Genomic DNA, 16,996 nt, shown 5'->3' with positions numbered 1-16,996 from the left:
TCGGTCACGGACGCGCCGGCCACGGACGCGCCGGCCACGTCAGGGTGAGGCACGGCTCGGTCAGCCGCGGACGGGCCGGCAGCGGGCGTGCGGAGTCCCCGTGAACGCGGCCTACGAGCCGCCGGGTGAGCGGCTCCCATTGGCTCCCTCGACACGCAGCAGTCGCTCCTTGGCGGTCGCGCCCCCCGCGTAACCACCGAGGACGGCCTCGCTCTCGACCACCCGGTGGCAGGGCACGACCACGCAGACGGGGTTGCTCCCCAGCGCGTTGCCGACCGCGCGCAGCGCCCGCGGCCTGCCGATCCGCTCGGCGATCTCGCGGTAGGTGGTCACCGTTCCGTACGGCACGGCGATCATCATCTGCAGCACGGTCCTGGCGAAAGAGGTCGCCAGCCGCAGGTCCGCCGTGATGGTGAAGGCGCGCAGCCGCCCGGAGAAGTAGGCGTCCAGCTCCCGGCGGACCGGGTCGAGCCGCCGTGGGTCCGGCCCGATGAACGATCCGATCTCCCGGCTGACGCGCTCGAAGACGACGTTCTCGTCCTCGTAGCTGCACGCCACGACGCCGCGGTTGGTCACCGCCAGGATGAGCCGCCCCACCGGGCCGTCCAAGGTGCCGAACGCGATGTCGGGATGGGTTTTCCCTATGTAGTCGGGCGAGGTCACCCGTAGCAGTGCGTCGATGTCACCGGATGACATGGCCCCACCCTTTCGTATCCAGGTGTGTGGTGACCGCAGCGTATCGGACGGATCACCCCAACGAGTGTCAGCACATGCGGACGAAAGTGCCAAGATCAGGCCGGTTGACGCGGCACTATGGATGCGTGGGTGACAACAGGGCCGCCAGCGACGACGGCATCGGCCGTGCGGTCATCGCCGGCGCGCCCAACGCGATCGTCGCCCTCGACCGGGATCAGGCGGTCCTGACGTGGAATCCCGCCGCCGAGCGGCTGTTCGGCTGGTCCGCCGGGGAGCTGCTCGGCCGCCGGGCCCCGCTGGTCCCCGAGGAGCTGACGGCCGAGCACAACGCGGTCCTGGAACGGGTCCGCACCGGCGGCCAGGTCTCGCTGCGGACCAAGCGGTTCCGCCGGGACGGCAGCCTGATCGACGTGCGGGTGGACACCAGCGCGCTGCGCTCCGAGGCGGGGGTCCTGCTCGGCTACGTCAGCGTCTACCACCTGACCCAGGACGACGAGACCGCCCACGACCGGGTGGCCCGCCGGGCGCAGCTCGTCCGCAGGCTCACCGACGTGGTCGCCGACATCAACGCGGAGCGGGAGCTGCCCGCCGTGCTCGACCGGATCGCGGCCAGCCTCGCCGAGCTGACGGGGGCCGACGCGGGCGGGTTCGTGCTCATCGAGGGCGACCGGGTCCGCCTCGTGGCCAGCCACCGGCTCCCCGACTCGCTGCGCGACTCCACCGCGGACCTCCGCACGAGCCTGGTCGGCAAGCTCCTGCGCACCGGCAGGACCGTGATGCTGGAGACCGGCGACCAGGCCCGGCTGGACGAGCTGATCTGGTCACAGCTCCCCGGCCTGCACACCATCGCGCTCGGCGTCGCCGCGGTGGGCGGCCGGCCGTACGGCGCGCTGTACGCCCTGTTCGCCAAGCGCAAGGCCGGCCATGTGGAGCTGGAGCTGCTCGAACTGCTCGCCGGGCACGCCGGGATCGCCGTCGCCAACGCCATGGCCTACCAGGAGGCCGTACGGCAGCGCGCCCACGAGCGGGCCGTGTTCGACGCCAGCGCCGACGGCATCGCGGTCCTCGACGGCGCGGGCCGGGTCATCCAGTGGAACCCGGCCGCCACCGAGCTGACGGGCTTCCACGCGGCCGAGGTGATCGGCGGGCCGCCGCCGTTCCAGCTGCCCGAGCCGGGCGACAAGCTCACCCTTCAGCTGCCCTCGGGCGCCTGGCTGGACGTGCTCTGCGCCGAGATCGTGGAGACGGGCGAGATCGTGGTCGACTTCCGCGACATCACCCGGGCCAAGGAGCTGGAGGAGGCCAAGGATCTCTTCCTCGCGACCACCAGTCATGAGCTGCGCACCCCGATCACGGTGGTCCGCGGCTTCGCGGGCACGCTCGACTCGCGCTGGGACAACATGACCGACGCCGAGCGGCGCGCGGCCGTGCACACCATCGCCGAGCGGGCGCGCTCCCTCGGCCAGCTCATGGACCACCTGCTGCTGGGCTCCCGCGCCGGGGCGGGCGAGCTCACCCTCAGGATCGAGGGGTTCGACCTCGGCGAGCTGCTCCGGGCCGCCACGCTGGGCCTGCCGGTCCTGTCCGACCTGCACCGGGTCGAGGTGAGCATCCCCGAGGGTCTGCCCTCGGTCTCCGGTGACGCACTCGCCACCGACATCATGCTCGGCCAGCTCCTGGAGAACGCGTTCAAGTATTCGCCGGACGGCGGCCTCATCAGGGTCGAGGCCTGGGCCGCCGGCGAGCGGGTGGTGGTGGTCGTGGACGACGAGGGCGTGGGCATCGACCCGGTCAGCAGGGAGCGCGTCTTCGAACGCTTCGTCCAGGGAGACAGCGGCGACCGCCGCCGGTTCGGCGGGGTCGGCCTCGGTCTCTACATCGTGCGTAGCCTTGCCCAGGCCCAGGGGGCCGAGGTGTCGGCGCACCCTCGTCCGGGGGGCGGCACCCGCATGCGGCTGGCCCTGCGCATTGCCGACACGCCAGGCGCCCTTACCTAAGTGACACGCCGATGCGGTAACGACCCGGTAACGGATGAGCTGATCTATTGTCGAATGTGCACAAGCTGTAATTGGCGCTCGGTTTCTAAGACCATCTAACGGGGCATTTCGGTCGTACTGGGGTGTGTTCCTCAGGGGGAACGGGGATACGGGGAGGTGAGTGCGTCGAGCGTCGTGTTGTTGCCGTATGCACCGTCCAGCGTCGCTGTCGCACGCCAACGCCTCTGCTCTGACCTGCAGGAATGGGGGGTCTACGAGACCGCGATAGACGATGCGGTCCTCGTGGTGAGCGAGCTGCTGAGCAACGCGCTCCGGCACGCACATCCTTTACCGTCCGGTCAGATCAGGGTGGCGTGGCGCTGGACTGACGGGCATGTCGAGGTTGCGGTGAGTGACGGAGGAGCCGCCACCGAGCCAAGGGCCGGTCGCCCCACGCTCTCCTCTCTGGGGGGCAGGGGCCTTGGCATCGTCGAGTATCTGGCCGCTAAGTGGGGGGTCAGACACGACGGTGAGATCACCACCGTCTGGGCGGTGGTGACGACTGTCAGCACTGTGAGTAACGGTAACGGTCAGGTTTCCATCCCCGAACCCGCCCTGCGGGAATGCGGATAGGTCCTGTCCCGCTTCACCCCCAGTGAAGCGGGACAAGGTTCCGATCACCCCGTGGCGGGCACGGCGCGGTACAGCGTCGCCCTCTCGCCGGCCGCCCATGCCGTGGTGACCAGCAGGTAGAGCCCCGCCGCGAGGGGGAGCACGGCCGCGGCCAGCAGCGTCCCGAACGGCAGCAGCGGCATCAGCCTGCGGAGCATCTCCGGCTGGACCTGGTCGCCCATCGTGCGGCGCATCCGCCGCGATGTGACCGACGCCACGGCGAGCAGCAGCAGGAAGAGCCCGGCGAAGACCAGGGTGGGTCCGCTGAGCAGCCCGAACCCGGCCACCGCGCCCGCGAACTGCTGTCCCAGCGGCACGCCGAACAGCCCGTGGGTGAGGAGGGCGTTCGCGTGCCCGGCGATCACCGAGGAGGCGAAGACCTGGTACATCAGCATGAAGAACGGCATCTGCGCGAAGCCCGGCAGGCAGCCGGCCAGCGGTGAGGCCTTCTCCCTGGCGTAGAGCGCGGTCAGCTCCCGGCGGAGCCTCTCGGGGTCGCGGCCGTGCCGCCTCCTCAGCTCCTGGACCTCGGGCGCCAGCCGCGCCCTGACCCGCTCGCCCCTGGCCTGCATGACGCTGAGCGGGAGCAGCAGGAGCCGGACGCCGATGGTGAACAGGACGATCGCCAGTGCGGTGGAGCCCAGCGGCTGGGCGAGCGCGGTGATGAGACCGGCGGTGAACTCGATGACGGGGTCGAACATGGGAGCCCTTCTGACTGGCATGGAATCAGCACAGAAGGCGCCCGCGATCCGGACGTGTCCGGGCGTGGCTCTACGCGGGCGCCGGGCCCGGTGAGGGTGCTCTCGGCCGTGACCGCCCGGCCGCGTCGGGGTCGCGCTGCCGGACGAACATGGTCCGCCTGGCCCGGTCCCGGCGGGACAGCGGCGGCCGCTGTCCCGTGTCCGAGGTCACGGGCAGCGCGCGCAGCGCCCAGGCGAGCAGGAGCACGCCCAGCCCGACCACCGCGGTCGCCGTCACGGCCCCGCCGCCGTCGAACATCCAGACGGACAGCGTCTGGAGGGCGAGCAGCACGCTCACTTGGCGAACTTGCCCGCGACCGTGACCACGGCGACGACCACGAAGGCCACCAGCGCCAGCACGATCAGGAACTTGAACAGCCCGAACAGGGCGGGCAGCACGAGCCCGAACACGACGTAGAGCGCGAGGACGACGCCCAGGACTGCCATGACGGTACGACTCATGATCCCACCGTACGTCCGGGACCGGCCCGTTGGGAGGGGGAACCATAACGATCCAGTGCTTACGGAGTGGTGACACGCATAGGGATCGGCCACCGCCGGGCCTACCGTGGAAACATGAGCGCGCGGATTCTGGTGGTCGACGACGACCCGACGGTGGCCGAAGTCGTGGCCCGCTACCTGGAACGCGACGGCCACGTGGTCGAGTGCGTCGGAGACGGCGCCGAAGCGCTCAGGCGCGCACTGTCCAACCCGCCGGACCTGCTGGTGCTCGACCTCATGCTGCCGAAGATGGACGGGCTCCAGGTCTGCAGGAAACTCAGGGAGCGCTGGCCGGTTCCGGTGATCATGCTGACCGCCCTGGGAGAGGAGATCGACCGGGTCGTCGGTCTGGAGACCGGCGCCGACGACTACGTCACCAAACCGTTCAGCCCCCGGGAGCTGGCCCTGCGCGTCCAGTCCGTGCTGCGGCGGGCGCGCGGCGCCTCGATGCCCGCCGGAACCGGCGTGCTCAGGGACGACACCCTCGTGGTCGACGTCGGCGCCCACGAGGTACGGCTCGGCGACGACCGGATCACGCTGACCGCCCGCGAGTTCGACCTCCTGGCACATCTCATGCGCAACCCCCGCCAGGCCTTCAGCCGTTCCGCCCTGCTCGACCAGGTCTGGGGCTGGTCCTTCGGCGACTCCTCCACGGTGACCGTCCACGTCCGCCGCCTCCGCGAGAAGATCGAGCCGGACCCGACCGCCCCCCGGCGCATCGTCACGGTCTGGGGCGTCGGCTACCGCTACGAACCCCTGCCACAGCCGTGATCCCCGAGATCCTGCTCATCGTCGCCGTCACGGCGGGGCTCGGCCTGCTGGTCGCGCTGGCGGGGCTCGGCGCGATGCGGCTGCTGCGGGAGCGGTCGATCGGGGTGATGCTCGCGGTGGTCGCCGTGGTGACCGTCCTGGCCACGGTGGGGGGCGTGGTCGCCGTCACCCTGAAAATGATCATCGAGGGCACGCCCAGGGACATCGTGCTCAGCGTGGTCGCGGTCGGCGGCCTGGTCGGGCTGGGGGTCGCGACGGTGCTCGCCCGCCGCGTCGTGGCGGCCAGCCGCAAGCTCGTCGCCGCCGTGCGCGCCGTCCCGCCCTCGGGCGAGTTCACCCCGCCCCGTGGTCTCCCCGCCGAGCTCGACACCATCGCCAGGACCCTGGAGGAGGCGTATGAGCGCCTCCGCCTGGGCCACGAACGCGAGCGCGCCCTGGAGAGCGCCCGCCGCGAGCTCGTCGCCTGGGTCAGCCACGACCTGCGCACCCCGCTGGCCGGCATGCGGGCCATGGCCGAGGCCCTGGAGGACGGCGTGGTCGCCGACCCGGAGACCGTGCGCCGCTATCACACGCAGATCCGCCTGGAGGTGGAACGGCTGTCGGGCATGGTGGGCGACCTGTTCGAGCTCTCCAGGATCCACGCGGGGGCGCTGCGCCTGTCCCGGCGGCGGATCGGCCTCAGCGACCTGGTCGCCGACGCCCTGGCCGGAGCGGAACCGCTCGCCCGGGCCAAGGGAGTACGGCTGGCGGGCCAGGTCGACCAGGCGGTCCCGGTCCAGGCCGACGCCGGAGAGCTGTCCCGGGCCCTGCGCAACCTGGTGGTCAACGCGATCAGGCACACCCCGGGCGACGGCACGGTCCGGGTACGCGCGCTGGTGGAGGACGGCCTGGCCTGCCTGCAGGTCGCCGACTGCTGCGGCGGCATCCCGGCGGACGACCTGCCACGCGTGTTCGATGTGGCCTTCCGCGGCGAGGCGGCCCGGACCCCCAGCGCGGACGGCGCGGGGGCCGGGCTCGGCCTGGCGATCGCCCGCGGCATCGTCGAGGCGCACCAGGGGGCCATCGACGTCGTCAACGCCGGGCCCGGCTGCCGCTTCGAGATCCGGCTCCCGCTGTCCGCCTGAGGAGCGGGGCGCGGCCGCGCGGTGCCCTCCCGGGACCCGCGGGACTCCCGGGAGGGGGGTTCTCCTCGCAGGCCGGAGGGAGGCCCGCGTGTCGCAGGCCCGAGGGGGCCCGCACGGGATCAGGCGGTCATGTCTCCCACGGCCCCGCGGGGGTCATCAGCACCCGGATCTCCTCCTCGGCCCGACCGGCCTCTCCGGGCCGGCCGGCTTCTTCGACCCGGCCGTCCTTCCCGGCCCGGCCGGGTTTCTTCGCGCGACCGGGGCTCTCGGAACGGCCGGGGCTCTCGGAACGGCCAAGACTCTCCGGCTGGCCGAGACTCTCAGCACGGCCAGGACTCTCCGGACGGCCGGGACGCTCCGGACGGCCGGGGACGACGAGGGTTACCTGGGCGTCCTCGTCGTTCTCGCCGTCGTCGGGCTCGACGTGCTGGCAGGAGGTGGGGGTCCTGGGACTGCCGAAGGACTCGGCCATGGCGCGGAAGGTCGGGCACGGCCACCGCCACATGCAGCTGCGGCAGCGCAGGATCGGGTGCGCCGCGTCGCTGGTGATGCCGCCCGCGTCGCGGGGCTGGTGCAGGTCGAGAAGCCTGACCCCGAGTGCGGCGAAGCCGAGCAGCTCCTCGCGTGCTCCTTCGAGGAAGTCGAGGTCCTCGGTCGCCAGGCGGGTTCTGATCGGGACGTAGCCCTCACGGTTCACCAGACTGCGCAGGGAGTTGGCCGCATCGTGCCACGAGGTGGCCTTCTCGGTGCGGGTGATCATTGACTCCAGGTGCTCCCGGAGTCGCTGCCGTTGGGGATCCTCAGGAAGGTCGGTGTTCATTGATGCGTTCGAGCCCGTTTCTACTCAACGGCCGCCACTGACGTAGCGCAGGGACGGTCGGGAGATTCCGGGTCTCCCCCCTTTCCGGCTGAGCCGGTGTTGCACAGTGTCAAGTTTCGCGCACTCACGGTTTCCGTGAGGGCGAAACGGGGGACAAAGGGCCGACGACTCGGGTTGGGCGAGAGAACGTGACCAGCGGCCTTCGCGCCGCTAGTGTGCCCGCTGTGGAGCTAAAAGTCTCAACTCGATCTCATGCCGGGCACACCGTCATGACCATTGTCGGCGAAATCGACCTATATACCGCTCCTGGTCTGCAGTCCGAGTTCACTCGGCTGCTCCAGGAGAGCCCGACCACCTACGTGGTCATCGACATGTCCGGGGTGGAGTTCTGTGACTCCACCGGTATGAACGTGCTACTGTCCGCGCTCAAGCGTCTGAAAGAGCGCGGCGGCACCCTGGAGCTGGCGGCACCGCGGCCCGCCGTACGCAAGATTCTCCAGGTCACCGGTCTCGACTCGGTGTTCACCGTGCACGAGGCGGTGCCCGGGAAGCTGCTGACCGCCGAACCCAAGGGATGACCGGAACAGCGGTGATCATCCCCGCCAAGGATGAGGCCGACCGGATAGGCGCCACCGTGGCCGCGGCCCTGGCGCTCTCCGGTGTGGATCTCGTCATGGTCGTGGACGACGGATCGACGGACCAGACGGGCCGGGTGGCCAAGGCCGCCGGGGCCCGTGTCGTGCGGCACAGCCGTAACCGGGGCAAGGCCGCCGCCATGGAGAGCGGCGCCGAGGCCGTGCGCCTGTTCGACGGCGAGGAGCCTCGGCACCTGCTGTTCCTCGACGCCGATCTGGGCGAGAGCGCGCACGCGGCCGCGCCCCTGATCAAACCGGTCATGGCAGGTGAGGCCGACATGACCATCGCCGTGTTCGTCACCCGCGTGAAGCTGGGCGGTCACGGGCTCGTGGTGAAGCTCGCACGAGAGGGCATCGAGCGCGCGACCGGATGGACGCCCGCCCAGCCGCTCAACGGCCAGCGCTGTCTGACCAGGGCCGCGTTCGAGGCGGCCAGGCCCCTGGCCCACGGCTTCGGCGTGGAGACCGCTCTCACGATCGACCTGCTCCGCAGGGGGTTCCGCGTGCGGGAGGTCGAGGTGGAGATGTCCCACCGGGCCACCGGCACCGACTGGAAGGCCCAGCTCCACCGGGCCAGGCAGTTCCGTGACGTCGCACGGGCCCTGCTGGCCCGCCGGTAGGCGCTCCTCCCGGTCGCGCCGCGCCGGGCACTGTGCCGGATGTGCTGGAATTTGCGGGTGACTCGGGTTCCGTTGGTTGTCGATGAGAGGCGGGTTCCCGTATCCGGCGTGCCGCGGGGGCTCGGCGCCGCCGCGTTCGCGGCCGTCGGGCTGTCGGTCACGCTGACGCTCCTGATCGGGCTGCTGGGCCCCTCGGCCATGGTGCCCCGGCTGCCCGGCCCCTCCTGGCAGCCGCCCTACTCCCTGGATCTGCGCCCCGACGGCCATCTGGTGATCGCCATGGCCGCGGCGGCGATCGTGCTGGGCGGGCTCGGGCTCGCCGTCGCCCTGCGGTCCCGGTGGGGGCCGGATCCGCGCCTGCTGCTGGCGGCCGGCTGCGTGGCCGCCGCGCTGGCGGCCCTCCTGCCGCCGTCGGGCTCGGCCGACCACCTCAACTACGCCGCCTACGGCCGCCTGGTCACGCTCGGCCTGGACCCCTACGCCGTCACCCCCGCCATGCTGCCCGGCGACCCCGTCACCGGCGCGGTGGAGGAGTGGACCGGCGTGACGAGCGTCTACGGCCCGGTGGCGACCGCCGTACAGGCGCTGGCGAGTCTCGCCGGGGGTGACTCGGTGCGGCTGACGGTGTTCGTGATGGCGGCGTTCAACGCGGCGGCGTTCATCGCGACCGCGCTGCTGCTGCACCGGTTCACCAGGGGCGACGCGGACCTGCAGCGGCGGGCGGCGCTCCTGTGGGCGGTCAACCCGCTGATGATCTACCACCTGGCCGCCGGGATGCACGTGGACACCCTGGCGGTCGCCTGCATGGTCGCGGCGTTCATGGCCCGTGGCGCGGGGTCCGGGCTGCTGCTCGGGGTGGGGATCGGGGTCAAGCTCAACGCCGGGCTGGTCGCGCTGGGCCCGGCCTGGGAGCTGCGCCGCTCGCCCGGCAGGCTCGCCGTCGTGGCGGGCACCGCCACGGCCACCGTGCTGGTGATCTACGGCCTCGCCGGCCCGCACGTCCTCGACCAGGTCGGCGCGGCCAGCAGGAAGGTCTCGTTCGGCACGCCGTGGCACCTCGTCAAGACCGGGCTCCAGGAGGCGTTCGGGCCCGGCGCGTACTCGGCCTGGATCCAGGCCGGTTCGCTGCTCCTGCTGGCGGTCCTGGCCTGGCTGATGCTGCGGGCCGCGCCCCGGGACACGGCTCCGGTGATCGCCGCGGTGATGGTGGCCGCCTGGCTGTTCGCCGCGCCGTACGCGCTGCCCTGGTACGACGGGCTGGCCTTCGCGCTGCTGGCCATGGCCTCCTGGCCCGCGCTGGAGAGCTTCATGGTGGCCAGAGTGGTGATCCTCTCCCTGGGGTACCTGCCGGCCAGGGAGGCCATGCGACCCGAGGACCTGCTCTGGCTGAGGACCGTCGTCAGAGAGCGGGTGGTGCCGTGGTCCCTGCTGGCGCTGACGCTCGTTCTGGCGTGGTGGGCGGCGAGAGCTGGAGCGCGCGCACGCAGGCGGCCAGCGTCAGCGGCACCGCCACCGTGAGCGCCATCGCGGGGATCGCGATGCCCGAGTCGTTCATCAGGAACCCGATCAGCGCGCAGACCAGCGCGCCGATCAGTCCGGCGCGCAGCGCGGGGGCGAGCAGGTAGGCCCGGCCCAGGGCGGAGGCGCCCCACCGGGACGGCCGGTCCAGCACCAGGAAGAGGAACGCCAGTGCGACCAGCGACAGCAGGGTCAGCGACCAGTTGCCGACCGTGACCCCGACCATCGCGCCGAGCTTGCGCCCGATGACGGTCCAGGCCTCGCCGTCCAGCACCTGCTGGACGAAGGAGCCCAGGTGGGTGCGTTGCGCGGCGGGCTTGAGCCAGTCGGCCACCGCGATCGCCCCGATGAGCAGGACGCCGGCCAGGCCGATCAGGCCGAGCTTGACCGGTGAGACCCGGCTGCCGGACAGCAGGATCAGGAAGACGGCCACCCCGGCCAGGAACGCCGGAACCCCGCCGAAGTCGGCGCCCCACGCCGGCCAGCCGTCGGCGAACACCGCGAACAGCCCGTAGGCCGCGCAGACCGCCAGCGCGAGCGTGCGCCGCCCCCGGGAGATCAGCCACTGGGCGATCCCGGCCAGGGCCAGGATCGTCCCGGCGGAGTAGACGGCGAAGGCGATGTTGCTGAAGCCGTAGAAGCGCCCGCCGGTGACGGGCTCGTAGCCGGTGACCGCGTTCACCTGGAGCCTGGAGCCGGTCATCACGTCGGCCAGCAGGGCCAGCGAGGTGATCCCGGCGACCACGGTCAGCGGGCCGAGCACGTGCGCCCGCCACGGCCCGGCGAAGGCGATCCCGGCGATCGCGCAGGCGATGCCGGTGATGGTCAGGATCACCGCGGCCATCGGGGCGGGCAGGCTCCACCAGGGCACGAGCTGGGCCAGGAAGGTCGCGATCGCGATCGCGCCGCTGACCACCGCGACGGCCCGGGTGGCCGTCAGCGCCCGGGAACCGCCCCAGCCCCGCCGGATCGCGACCGCCGCCAGCAGGTAGAACAGGATCTGCACCGCCACGAACACCGTGAAGAACGGCCCCCGCACCTTGCGCAACACCTGGCTGGCGAGGTCCTCGCCGGCGAGGTCGCGCACCATGGCGGCGGCCGGCTCCCCGCTCGGCCCGGCACTCCGCCAGGCGTGGCCCACGACGCCGTTCGGGGTCTCCAGGCCGAGCAGGGCGATCACGGTGGCGGTCAGGTCGGTGTTGGTGACCAGCCCGTCCTGGCGGGTGGAGGTGGTGGTCAGGTAGCCGTGCGGGTACGGCCCCCCGTCGGGGGACGGGCCCCGGGCGACGGCCACGTGCAGGTGAGGGGCCGCCGAGGTGTCGGACAGGCCGCCGAGCAGGACCGTGGTCTCCGGCGGGAGCCGGTCGAGGACCGCGCCCACCTGGCGGTCGGCGCCCGCCACCGCGGCCTGCCTGTCCTGCCCGCCCGCCGGGGCCGGACCGCCGTCACGGCCCGTCCCGGCCCGTGCGAGATCGGCGGCCTCCACCACGACCAGCCGGTACGGCGCCAGGTCGCCGAGCCCGTCGATGGTCGCCGCATATTTCCCGACTTTTCCGGACCTGTCTGCGGCGCCGAGTGCGGCCCCCGGTCCGGCCGCCGCCACCTTCCCCCCGGCGTCCGCCACGAGCTGGCCGAGCAGCCCCAGCGCGGGCTTGTAGGAGGTCTCCTCGGCGTTGTAGGTCACCAACCCGGACCAGTCAGGCACGCTCGCCCCGCCGTCCGGCGCCGGAAGCGGCGGCACGGGCGGCGCGCAGTCCGTCCCGGGAGCTCCCGCCCGCTGCCCGGCGGAGACGGTCAGCCAACCCGCGACCTCGCAGGTGACGCCCCGATCGGGCAGCGGCACCGCCCGGGTGGACAGCGACGCGGCCCCGCCCCCCTCGACGAGCTTCCACAGGCTCGGCGTCCGGTCCCGGTCCAGGTCGCTCCACTGCAGCCCCGGCACCCCGACCACCACGACCCTGGCGGGGAGCGACCGGGCCGAGGCGGCGGCCGTACCGGCGTAGGAGAGGGCCAGGAGCACGGCGGCCAGGAGCACGCAGACCGCCCGGTGGCGGGCGCGCCGTGACCTGCCATCGTGTGCTGAGCCCATCCGGTTCCCCCGTATCCGTGCCTGCTGGCGGCCGCTTTCCTTCAGGCCCACGGTAACCTGCCTGGTCGTGACGACTGGCGAGGCGACCACGACGGAGCGGCCCCTGTGGGGGTGGCCGCTCGCACTGCTGCTCATCGTGGTGGCGGTGGCCCCGCTGGTGATCCAGTGGCTCGGCAACGTCGACGACCAGCGCCTGGTCGACCTGGATGTGTACCGTACCGGCGGTCAGGCGATCCTGGAGGGGCGGCCGGTCTACGACTTCGTGACGCCCGCGCCGCAACTGCTGCCGTTCACCTACCCGCCGATCGCGGCGCTGCTGGCCACCCCGCTGGCCGCGATGTCGTGGCCCGCGGCGCAGTGGGCGTGGACGGCCCTCGTCTTCGTGACGCTGGCGGTCAGCGTCGGGTACGGCTTCCGCGCCCTGCTGGGCCCCGCCGTGCCGTACCGCGAGGTGCTGGGCCGTGCGGTGCTGGGCCGCGCGGTGCCGGGCCGGCGGGCGGCGCGGGACCGGGATGACGCGCCGGGCCGGGCGGGCGGCGCCGGCCTTCCGATGGCCTTCGCGCTCCTGATGGTCGCCTGCACCTACCTGATGCCGATCAGGGACCAGGTCCGCTTCGGCCAGGTGGACATCCTGCTGGTCGCGCTCTGCCTGGCCGACTGCGTGGCCCGGCGCCCCGTGTGGCCGCGCGGCATGCTGATCGGCCTGGCCACCGCCGTCAAGCTCACCCCCGGCGTGTTCCTGATCTACCTGCTCATCACCGGCTTCGGCCCGGGCGCGCGGCAGGAGCAGCGCAGGGCCTTCTTCATGGCCGCCTTCACCGCCGCGCTGCTCACCCTGCTGCCCTTCCTGGTGATCCCCGCCGACGCCGCGGAGTTCTGGTTCCACGCGCTGCTCGACCCCGAACGGCTCGGCGCCAACGCGGCGACCACCAACCAGTCGATGCGCGGCATGCTCATCCGGCTCTACCTGCCCGACTGGCTGACCGGCCTGCTCTGGGCGGCGCTGGTCGCGGTGGTCGCCTGGTACGGCTTCCGCCACGCGCGCAGGGCGCTGCTCGACGGGCACGCGGTGACCGGGGTCGCGCTGGTCGGCCTGATGGCCGTGCTGCTGTCGCCGGTGGCCTGGATCCACCACCTGGCCTGGGTGGTCGTGGTCCTCGGCGCGCTGGCCGGCGACGGGCGCGACCCGGTGCGGGTCCGGGTGGCGGCCGGTGTCTGGCTCTACTACGTGATGCCGATCCCCTGGTGGGGAGTGACGATCAAGGCGGCGGAGATCCCGGTGCTCAGCCCGGTGCTGGGCAAGATCGTCCAGAACGGGTTCGGGCTGGGCGCGCTGGCGCTGGTCTGGCTGCTCGGGGTGTGGCTGCCGAGGCGGCGAGAGGTTTTCCGGACACTCCCCTGACCCGGTGATTACTCCGGGTGCCGTGTTCGTGCCCATGGGGATCGTCGTAGGGGTCGTGGCCGGGGTCTCCGGCGTCGTGATCGGTGCTCCGGCGCTGGGGCAGGCGCGCGGCGCGGGCAGACCGCCGGCGAGCGCGGGCCGTGTGCGGGCGGAGGTGAGCTGCGCGAATGTGCGACTTTACGCGCACTTTCGGATGGGCGCCGGATAGCCTGGTGTCATGCCCAAACTCGCCTATCTGGGACCGGAGGGCACCTTCACCGAAGAGGCCCTGCGGATCCTGGCACCGCAAGCCGAGCGCCTGCCGCGCGCGAACGTCAGCGCGGCGCTGGACGCCGCCCGGCGGGGTGAGGCCGACGGCGCCGTCGTGCCCCTGGAGAACTCGCTCGAAGGCGCCATCACCACGACCCTGGACGAGTTCGCCTGGGGAGAGCCGCTGCTCATCACCGCCGAGCTGCTGCTCCCCGTCGAGTTCTCGCTCCTGGCGCGGCCCGGCACCGGGATCGGCCGCATCAAGCGGGTCTTCACCCATCCGGCGGCCATCACCCAGTGCCGCGCCTTCATCGCCCGCGAGCTGCCCGACGCCGTGGTGGTCGCGGCCCCGTCGACCGCGGCGGCCGCCCAGGAGGTCGCCCTCCCCGGCTCGCCGTACGACGCCGCCGTCGCCGCGCGCATCGCCGGAGAGCACTACGGGCTGGTCGAGCTGGCCACCGGCATCGGCGACCGCTCCGACACCGTGACCCGCTTCGTCCGCGTGTCCCGCCCCGGTCCGCTGCCCGAGCCCACCGGCTCCGACCGCACCACCCTGGTCGCCTTCCTCACCGACGACCACCCGGGCGCGCTGCTGGAGATGCTCACCGAGTTCTCCGTGCGCGGGGTCAACCTGACCCGGATCGAGTCGCGGCCCACCGGCGACGGGATCGGCCGTTATTTCTTCCACTTCGACTTCGAGGGCCATGTGGCGGACGCCAGGGTCGGCGAGGCGGTCTCCGGTCTCCACCGGATCTGCGCCGACGTGCGCTTCCTCGGCAGCTACCCACGCGCCGACGGCCTGTCGCCGCAGGTCAAGCGCGGTACGGCCAATGGCGACTTCGCCGAGGCCACGGGCTGGCTCTCCAGGATCCGCACCGGCCAGGTCTGATCGGGCGGGTCCCCGCGGCGGCGCGACAGGGGCTTCGGCGGGCGTGTCGCCGGTCCTCGGCCGGCGGGCGCCCCGGCCGAGGCGGAATATGGGCGCGAGCTCAAGCCTCGCATCGGTAGCCTTGATCTGTGATTGACCTGCGTACCCTTCGTGAGGATCCCGACCGGCTACGGGCGTCGCAGCGTGCCCGCGGTGAGGACGACTCCGTCGTCGAAACGCTGCTCGACCTCGACAGCCGCCGGCGCGGCGCGCTGAACCGGTTCGAGACGCTGCGCGCCGAGCAGAAGAGCATCGGCAAGTCGGTCTCCCGCGCCTCCGGCGAGGAGAAGACCGCCCTCCTCGACCGGGCCAAGGATCTCGCGGCGCAGGTCAAGTCGGCCGAGGCCGAGGCCGAGAAGCTGGCCGGGGAGCTCGACGACCTGCTCTACACGATCCCCAACCTCGTGGAGGAGGGGACTCCGGCGGGCGGCGAGGACGACTACGTGGTGCTGGAGGAGATCGGCGAGAAGCCGACCTTCGACTTCGAGCCCAAGGACCACCTGGAGCTCGGCGAGCTGCTCGGCGCGATCGACATGGAGCGCGGCGCGAAGGTCTCCGGCTCGCGGTTCTTCTTCCTCAAGGGCGTCGGCGCGCGGCTCCAGCTCGGGCTGCTCAACATGGCCATGCAGCAGGCGATCGAGGCGGGATTCGTCCCGATGATCCCGCCGGTTCTGGTCAAGCCCGAGACGATGCAGGGCACCGGCTTCCTCGGCGCCCACGCCAGCGAGGTCTACCACCTGGCCGACGAGGACCTGTTCCTGGTCGGCACCAGCGAGGTGCCCATGGCGGCCTACCACGCCGACGAGATCCTCGACGGCGCCGCGCTGCCCCACCGTTACGCCGGATGGTCCTCGTGCTTCCGCCGCGAGGCCGGCTCCTACGGCAAGGACACCCGGGGCATCATCCGCGTCCACCAGTTCGACAAGATCGAGATGTTCTCCTACTGCCGTCCCGAGGACGCGAGAGAGGAGCACCAGCGCCTGCTCTCCTGGGAGAAGGAGATGCTCGCCAAGATCGAGGTGCCCTACCGCATCATCGACACCGCCGCGGGCGACCTGGGCACGAGCGCGGCGCGGAAGTTCGACTGCGAGGCGTGGGTCCCCACCCAGGGCCGCTACCGCGAGCTCACCTCGACCTCCAACTGCACCGACTTCCAGGCCCGCCGCCTGGCCGTGCGTTACCGCGACAAGGACGGCAAGCCCCAGCACGCGGCCACGCTGAACGGCACCCTGGCCACCACCCGCTGGATCGTGGCCATCCTGGAGAACCACCAGCAGGCCGACGGCTCCGTCGTGGTCCCCAAGGCCCTGCGCCCCTACGTCGGGCTCGACGTCCTCGAACCCGTCAAGTAGGCGTCCTGCGGCGCAGGCCCCCATCGGAGTCCGGTGGGGGCCTGCGCCTTTCACGCGGCGGGTCCGCCGGGGGCGCTCCTCGCGTCCCTCCAGCCGACCAAGACGGACGCGACCACCCCGGCGCCGCCGGCGAGCCAGGCCGAAAGCACCGCCGTCGAGTAGTCGTCAGGGGTGCCCGAGACCCAGCCGGAGAAGATCCAACAGATCGAGGACGACGTGCAGGCGACGATGGCGGCCAGCGCGAGCGCGGTCCGGGCGGATACCCGCGCCCGGACCGCCGCGGCCACCGTGAGGACCACCGCGGTGAGGGTGCAGGCGAGACCGAACAGGATCAACAGCGGGGCGAGGAGGCTGGAGCGGTAGGAGACGCTGACCGCGAACCCGATCAGCGCGAGGACGTACGCGGTCACGGACAGGGCGCTGACCTGTGGGCTGTTACGGCGTGCCGCGGACAGGCCGACCATGAGAGCGAGCAGGCCGGTGAAGAGGCCGACGAGGTACTCCGTCGTCAGATTGACGTTCGGCGAGCGGAGCGGGATCGCCGTGTCCGCGGAGAAACCCTCATCCGAGAAGCCGAGTCGCCGCCAGGCCCCCCGGGCGTCCCGTACGGCGATGCCGTCGTTGCCGTTGGCCGCCACCACCACGTGGCCGTCCGGCACGAGCTGCACGGCGACGGCCGTCGAGCCCTGCCAGGGCCACTTGTGGTTGTCGTCGTCATGCCGTCGCAGCACCCCCTCGCGCCCTTCGGACACTCCCCACACCGTGTTCCAGCTCCTGCCGCCGTCCAGGGATTCGTCCACGGCCAGGCGCGGGGGGACGACGCGGTAGCAGTGCCGAGGGTCGTCCGGCAGGCAGGCGCGGGTCGCGGGCGACGGCCGGGGTGACGGCGCCGAGGTGGGGGGC

At 72.3% G+C, this 16,996-nt stretch carries 17 protein-coding genes; 10 read left to right on the top strand and 7 right to left on the bottom strand.

Annotated features, from left to right (window positions below; genetic code table 11):
• Nucleotides 1–111: 111 nt before the first annotated feature.
• Nucleotides 112–696: a methylated-DNA--[protein]-cysteine S-methyltransferase gene (locus tag CA984_RS17885; protein WP_086573780.1), complete on the bottom strand. Its 585-nt coding sequence runs from the start codon at nt 694–696 to the stop codon at nt 112–114.
• Nucleotides 697–770: 74 nt separating this feature from the next.
• Between CA984_RS17885 and CA984_RS17880 the strand changes: the two genes are divergently transcribed.
• Together CA984_RS17880 and CA984_RS17875 are read left to right on the top strand one after the other, a co-directional pair.
• Nucleotides 771–2,693 carry a PAS domain-containing sensor histidine kinase gene (locus tag CA984_RS17880; protein WP_086573777.1) on the top strand — a complete coding sequence of 641 codons (1,923 nt, stop codon included), beginning with the start codon at nt 771–773 and terminating at the stop codon, nt 2,691–2,693.
• Nucleotides 2,694–2,849: 156 nt separating this feature from the next.
• Entirely contained in the window at nt 2,850–3,305 is a 456-nt protein-coding gene (locus CA984_RS17875; RefSeq protein WP_086573774.1) for an ATP-binding protein, read from the top strand.
• A gap of 44 nt (nt 3,306–3,349) precedes the next feature.
• On the opposite strand, the gene yidC is transcribed toward CA984_RS17875, so the two are convergent.
• From yidC to CA984_RS46270, 3 genes are all read right to left on the bottom strand, one after another.
• Nucleotides 3,350–4,045: a membrane protein insertase YidC gene (gene yidC, locus CA984_RS17870; protein WP_086573772.1), complete on the bottom strand. Its 696-nt coding sequence runs from the start codon at nt 4,043–4,045 to the stop codon at nt 3,350–3,352.
• A 70-nt stretch (nt 4,046–4,115) separates the two neighbouring features.
• Nucleotides 4,116–4,382, bottom strand: a complete 267-nt coding sequence (locus CA984_RS17865) for a DUF6412 domain-containing protein (protein WP_086573770.1) — start codon at nt 4,380–4,382, stop codon at nt 4,116–4,118.
• The gene (locus tag CA984_RS46270; protein ID WP_165781303.1) at nt 4,379–4,546 is read right to left on the bottom strand and encodes a hypothetical protein; all 168 of its coding nucleotides are present in this window, start codon (nt 4,544–4,546) and stop codon (nt 4,379–4,381) included. Before CA984_RS46270 ends, CA984_RS17865 begins: the two co-directional genes overlap by 4 nt.
• 114 nt (nt 4,547–4,660) lie before the next feature.
• On the opposite strand from CA984_RS46270, the gene CA984_RS17860 reads away from it, so the two are divergent.
• Nucleotides 4,661–5,356, top strand: a complete 696-nt coding sequence (locus CA984_RS17860; RefSeq protein ID WP_086573768.1) for a response regulator transcription factor — start codon at nt 4,661–4,663, stop codon at nt 5,354–5,356.
• Nucleotides 5,353–6,480: a sensor histidine kinase gene (locus CA984_RS17855; RefSeq protein WP_086573766.1), complete on the top strand. Its 1,128-nt coding sequence runs from the start codon at nt 5,353–5,355 to the stop codon at nt 6,478–6,480. Before CA984_RS17860 ends, CA984_RS17855 begins: the two co-directional genes overlap by 4 nt.
• A gap of 127 nt (nt 6,481–6,607) precedes the next feature.
• Here CA984_RS17855 and CA984_RS47955 read toward each other — a convergent pair whose 3' ends face one another.
• Nucleotides 6,608–7,240: a hypothetical protein gene (locus CA984_RS47955; protein WP_242676018.1), complete on the bottom strand. Its 633-nt coding sequence runs from the start codon at nt 7,238–7,240 to the stop codon at nt 6,608–6,610.
• 284 nt (nt 7,241–7,524) lie between these two features.
• On the opposite strand from CA984_RS47955, the gene CA984_RS17845 reads away from it, so the two are divergent.
• The 3 genes from CA984_RS17845 (at nt 7,525) to mptB (ending at nt 10,073) form a co-directional block, all read left to right on the top strand.
• Entirely contained in the window at nt 7,525–7,878 is a 354-nt protein-coding gene (locus CA984_RS17845; RefSeq protein ID WP_012886935.1) for an STAS domain-containing protein, read from the top strand.
• Entirely contained in the window at nt 7,875–8,555 is a 681-nt protein-coding gene (locus tag CA984_RS17840) for a glycosyltransferase family 2 protein (protein ID WP_031161802.1), read from the top strand. Before CA984_RS17845 ends, CA984_RS17840 begins: the two co-directional genes overlap by 4 nt.
• A gap of 108 nt (nt 8,556–8,663) precedes the next feature.
• The gene (gene mptB / locus CA984_RS45515) at nt 8,664–10,073 is read left to right on the top strand and encodes a polyprenol phosphomannose-dependent alpha 1,6 mannosyltransferase MptB (protein ID WP_242676017.1); all 1,410 of its coding nucleotides are present in this window, start codon (nt 8,664–8,666) and stop codon (nt 10,071–10,073) included.
• Here the strand turns inward: mptB and CA984_RS17825 are convergent.
• Nucleotides 9,955–12,162 carry a hypothetical protein gene (locus CA984_RS17825; RefSeq protein ID WP_086573760.1) on the bottom strand — a complete coding sequence of 736 codons (2,208 nt, stop codon included), beginning with the start codon at nt 12,160–12,162 and terminating at the stop codon, nt 9,955–9,957. The two genes, mptB and CA984_RS17825, sit on opposite strands and share 119 nt — an antisense overlap.
• A gap of 67 nt (nt 12,163–12,229) precedes the next feature.
• Between CA984_RS17825 and CA984_RS17820 the strand changes: the two genes are divergently transcribed.
• The 3 genes from CA984_RS17820 to serS all read left to right on the top strand — a co-directional run bounded on the left by CA984_RS17820 (nt 12,230) and on the right by serS (nt 16,093).
• Nucleotides 12,230–13,564 (top strand): glycosyltransferase 87 family protein, encoded by a 1,335-nt coding sequence (locus CA984_RS17820; protein WP_086573758.1) that lies wholly within the window; start codon nt 12,230–12,232, stop codon nt 13,562–13,564.
• 217 nt (nt 13,565–13,781) lie between these two features.
• Complete coding sequence (gene pheA, locus CA984_RS17815) at nt 13,782–14,702, top strand: prephenate dehydratase (RefSeq protein ID WP_086573756.1); 921 nt, start codon at nt 13,782–13,784, stop codon at nt 14,700–14,702.
• 128 nt (nt 14,703–14,830) lie between these two features.
• Nucleotides 14,831–16,093: a serine--tRNA ligase gene (gene serS, locus CA984_RS17810; RefSeq protein WP_086573754.1), complete on the top strand. Its 1,263-nt coding sequence runs from the start codon at nt 14,831–14,833 to the stop codon at nt 16,091–16,093.
• A gap of 50 nt (nt 16,094–16,143) precedes the next feature.
• On the opposite strand, the gene CA984_RS46265 is transcribed toward serS, so the two are convergent.
• Nucleotides 16,144–16,996, bottom strand: an 853-nt coding sequence (locus tag CA984_RS46265; protein WP_207620918.1) for a hypothetical protein, incomplete at its 5' end; no start/stop codon positions are given.

The organism is Streptosporangium minutum (genome assembly GCF_002149035.1).
In the GTDB taxonomy this organism is placed as follows: domain Bacteria; phylum Actinomycetota; class Actinomycetes; order Streptosporangiales; family Streptosporangiaceae; genus Streptosporangium; species Streptosporangium minutum.
This window is presented reverse-complemented; position numbering and strand designations above follow the sequence as displayed.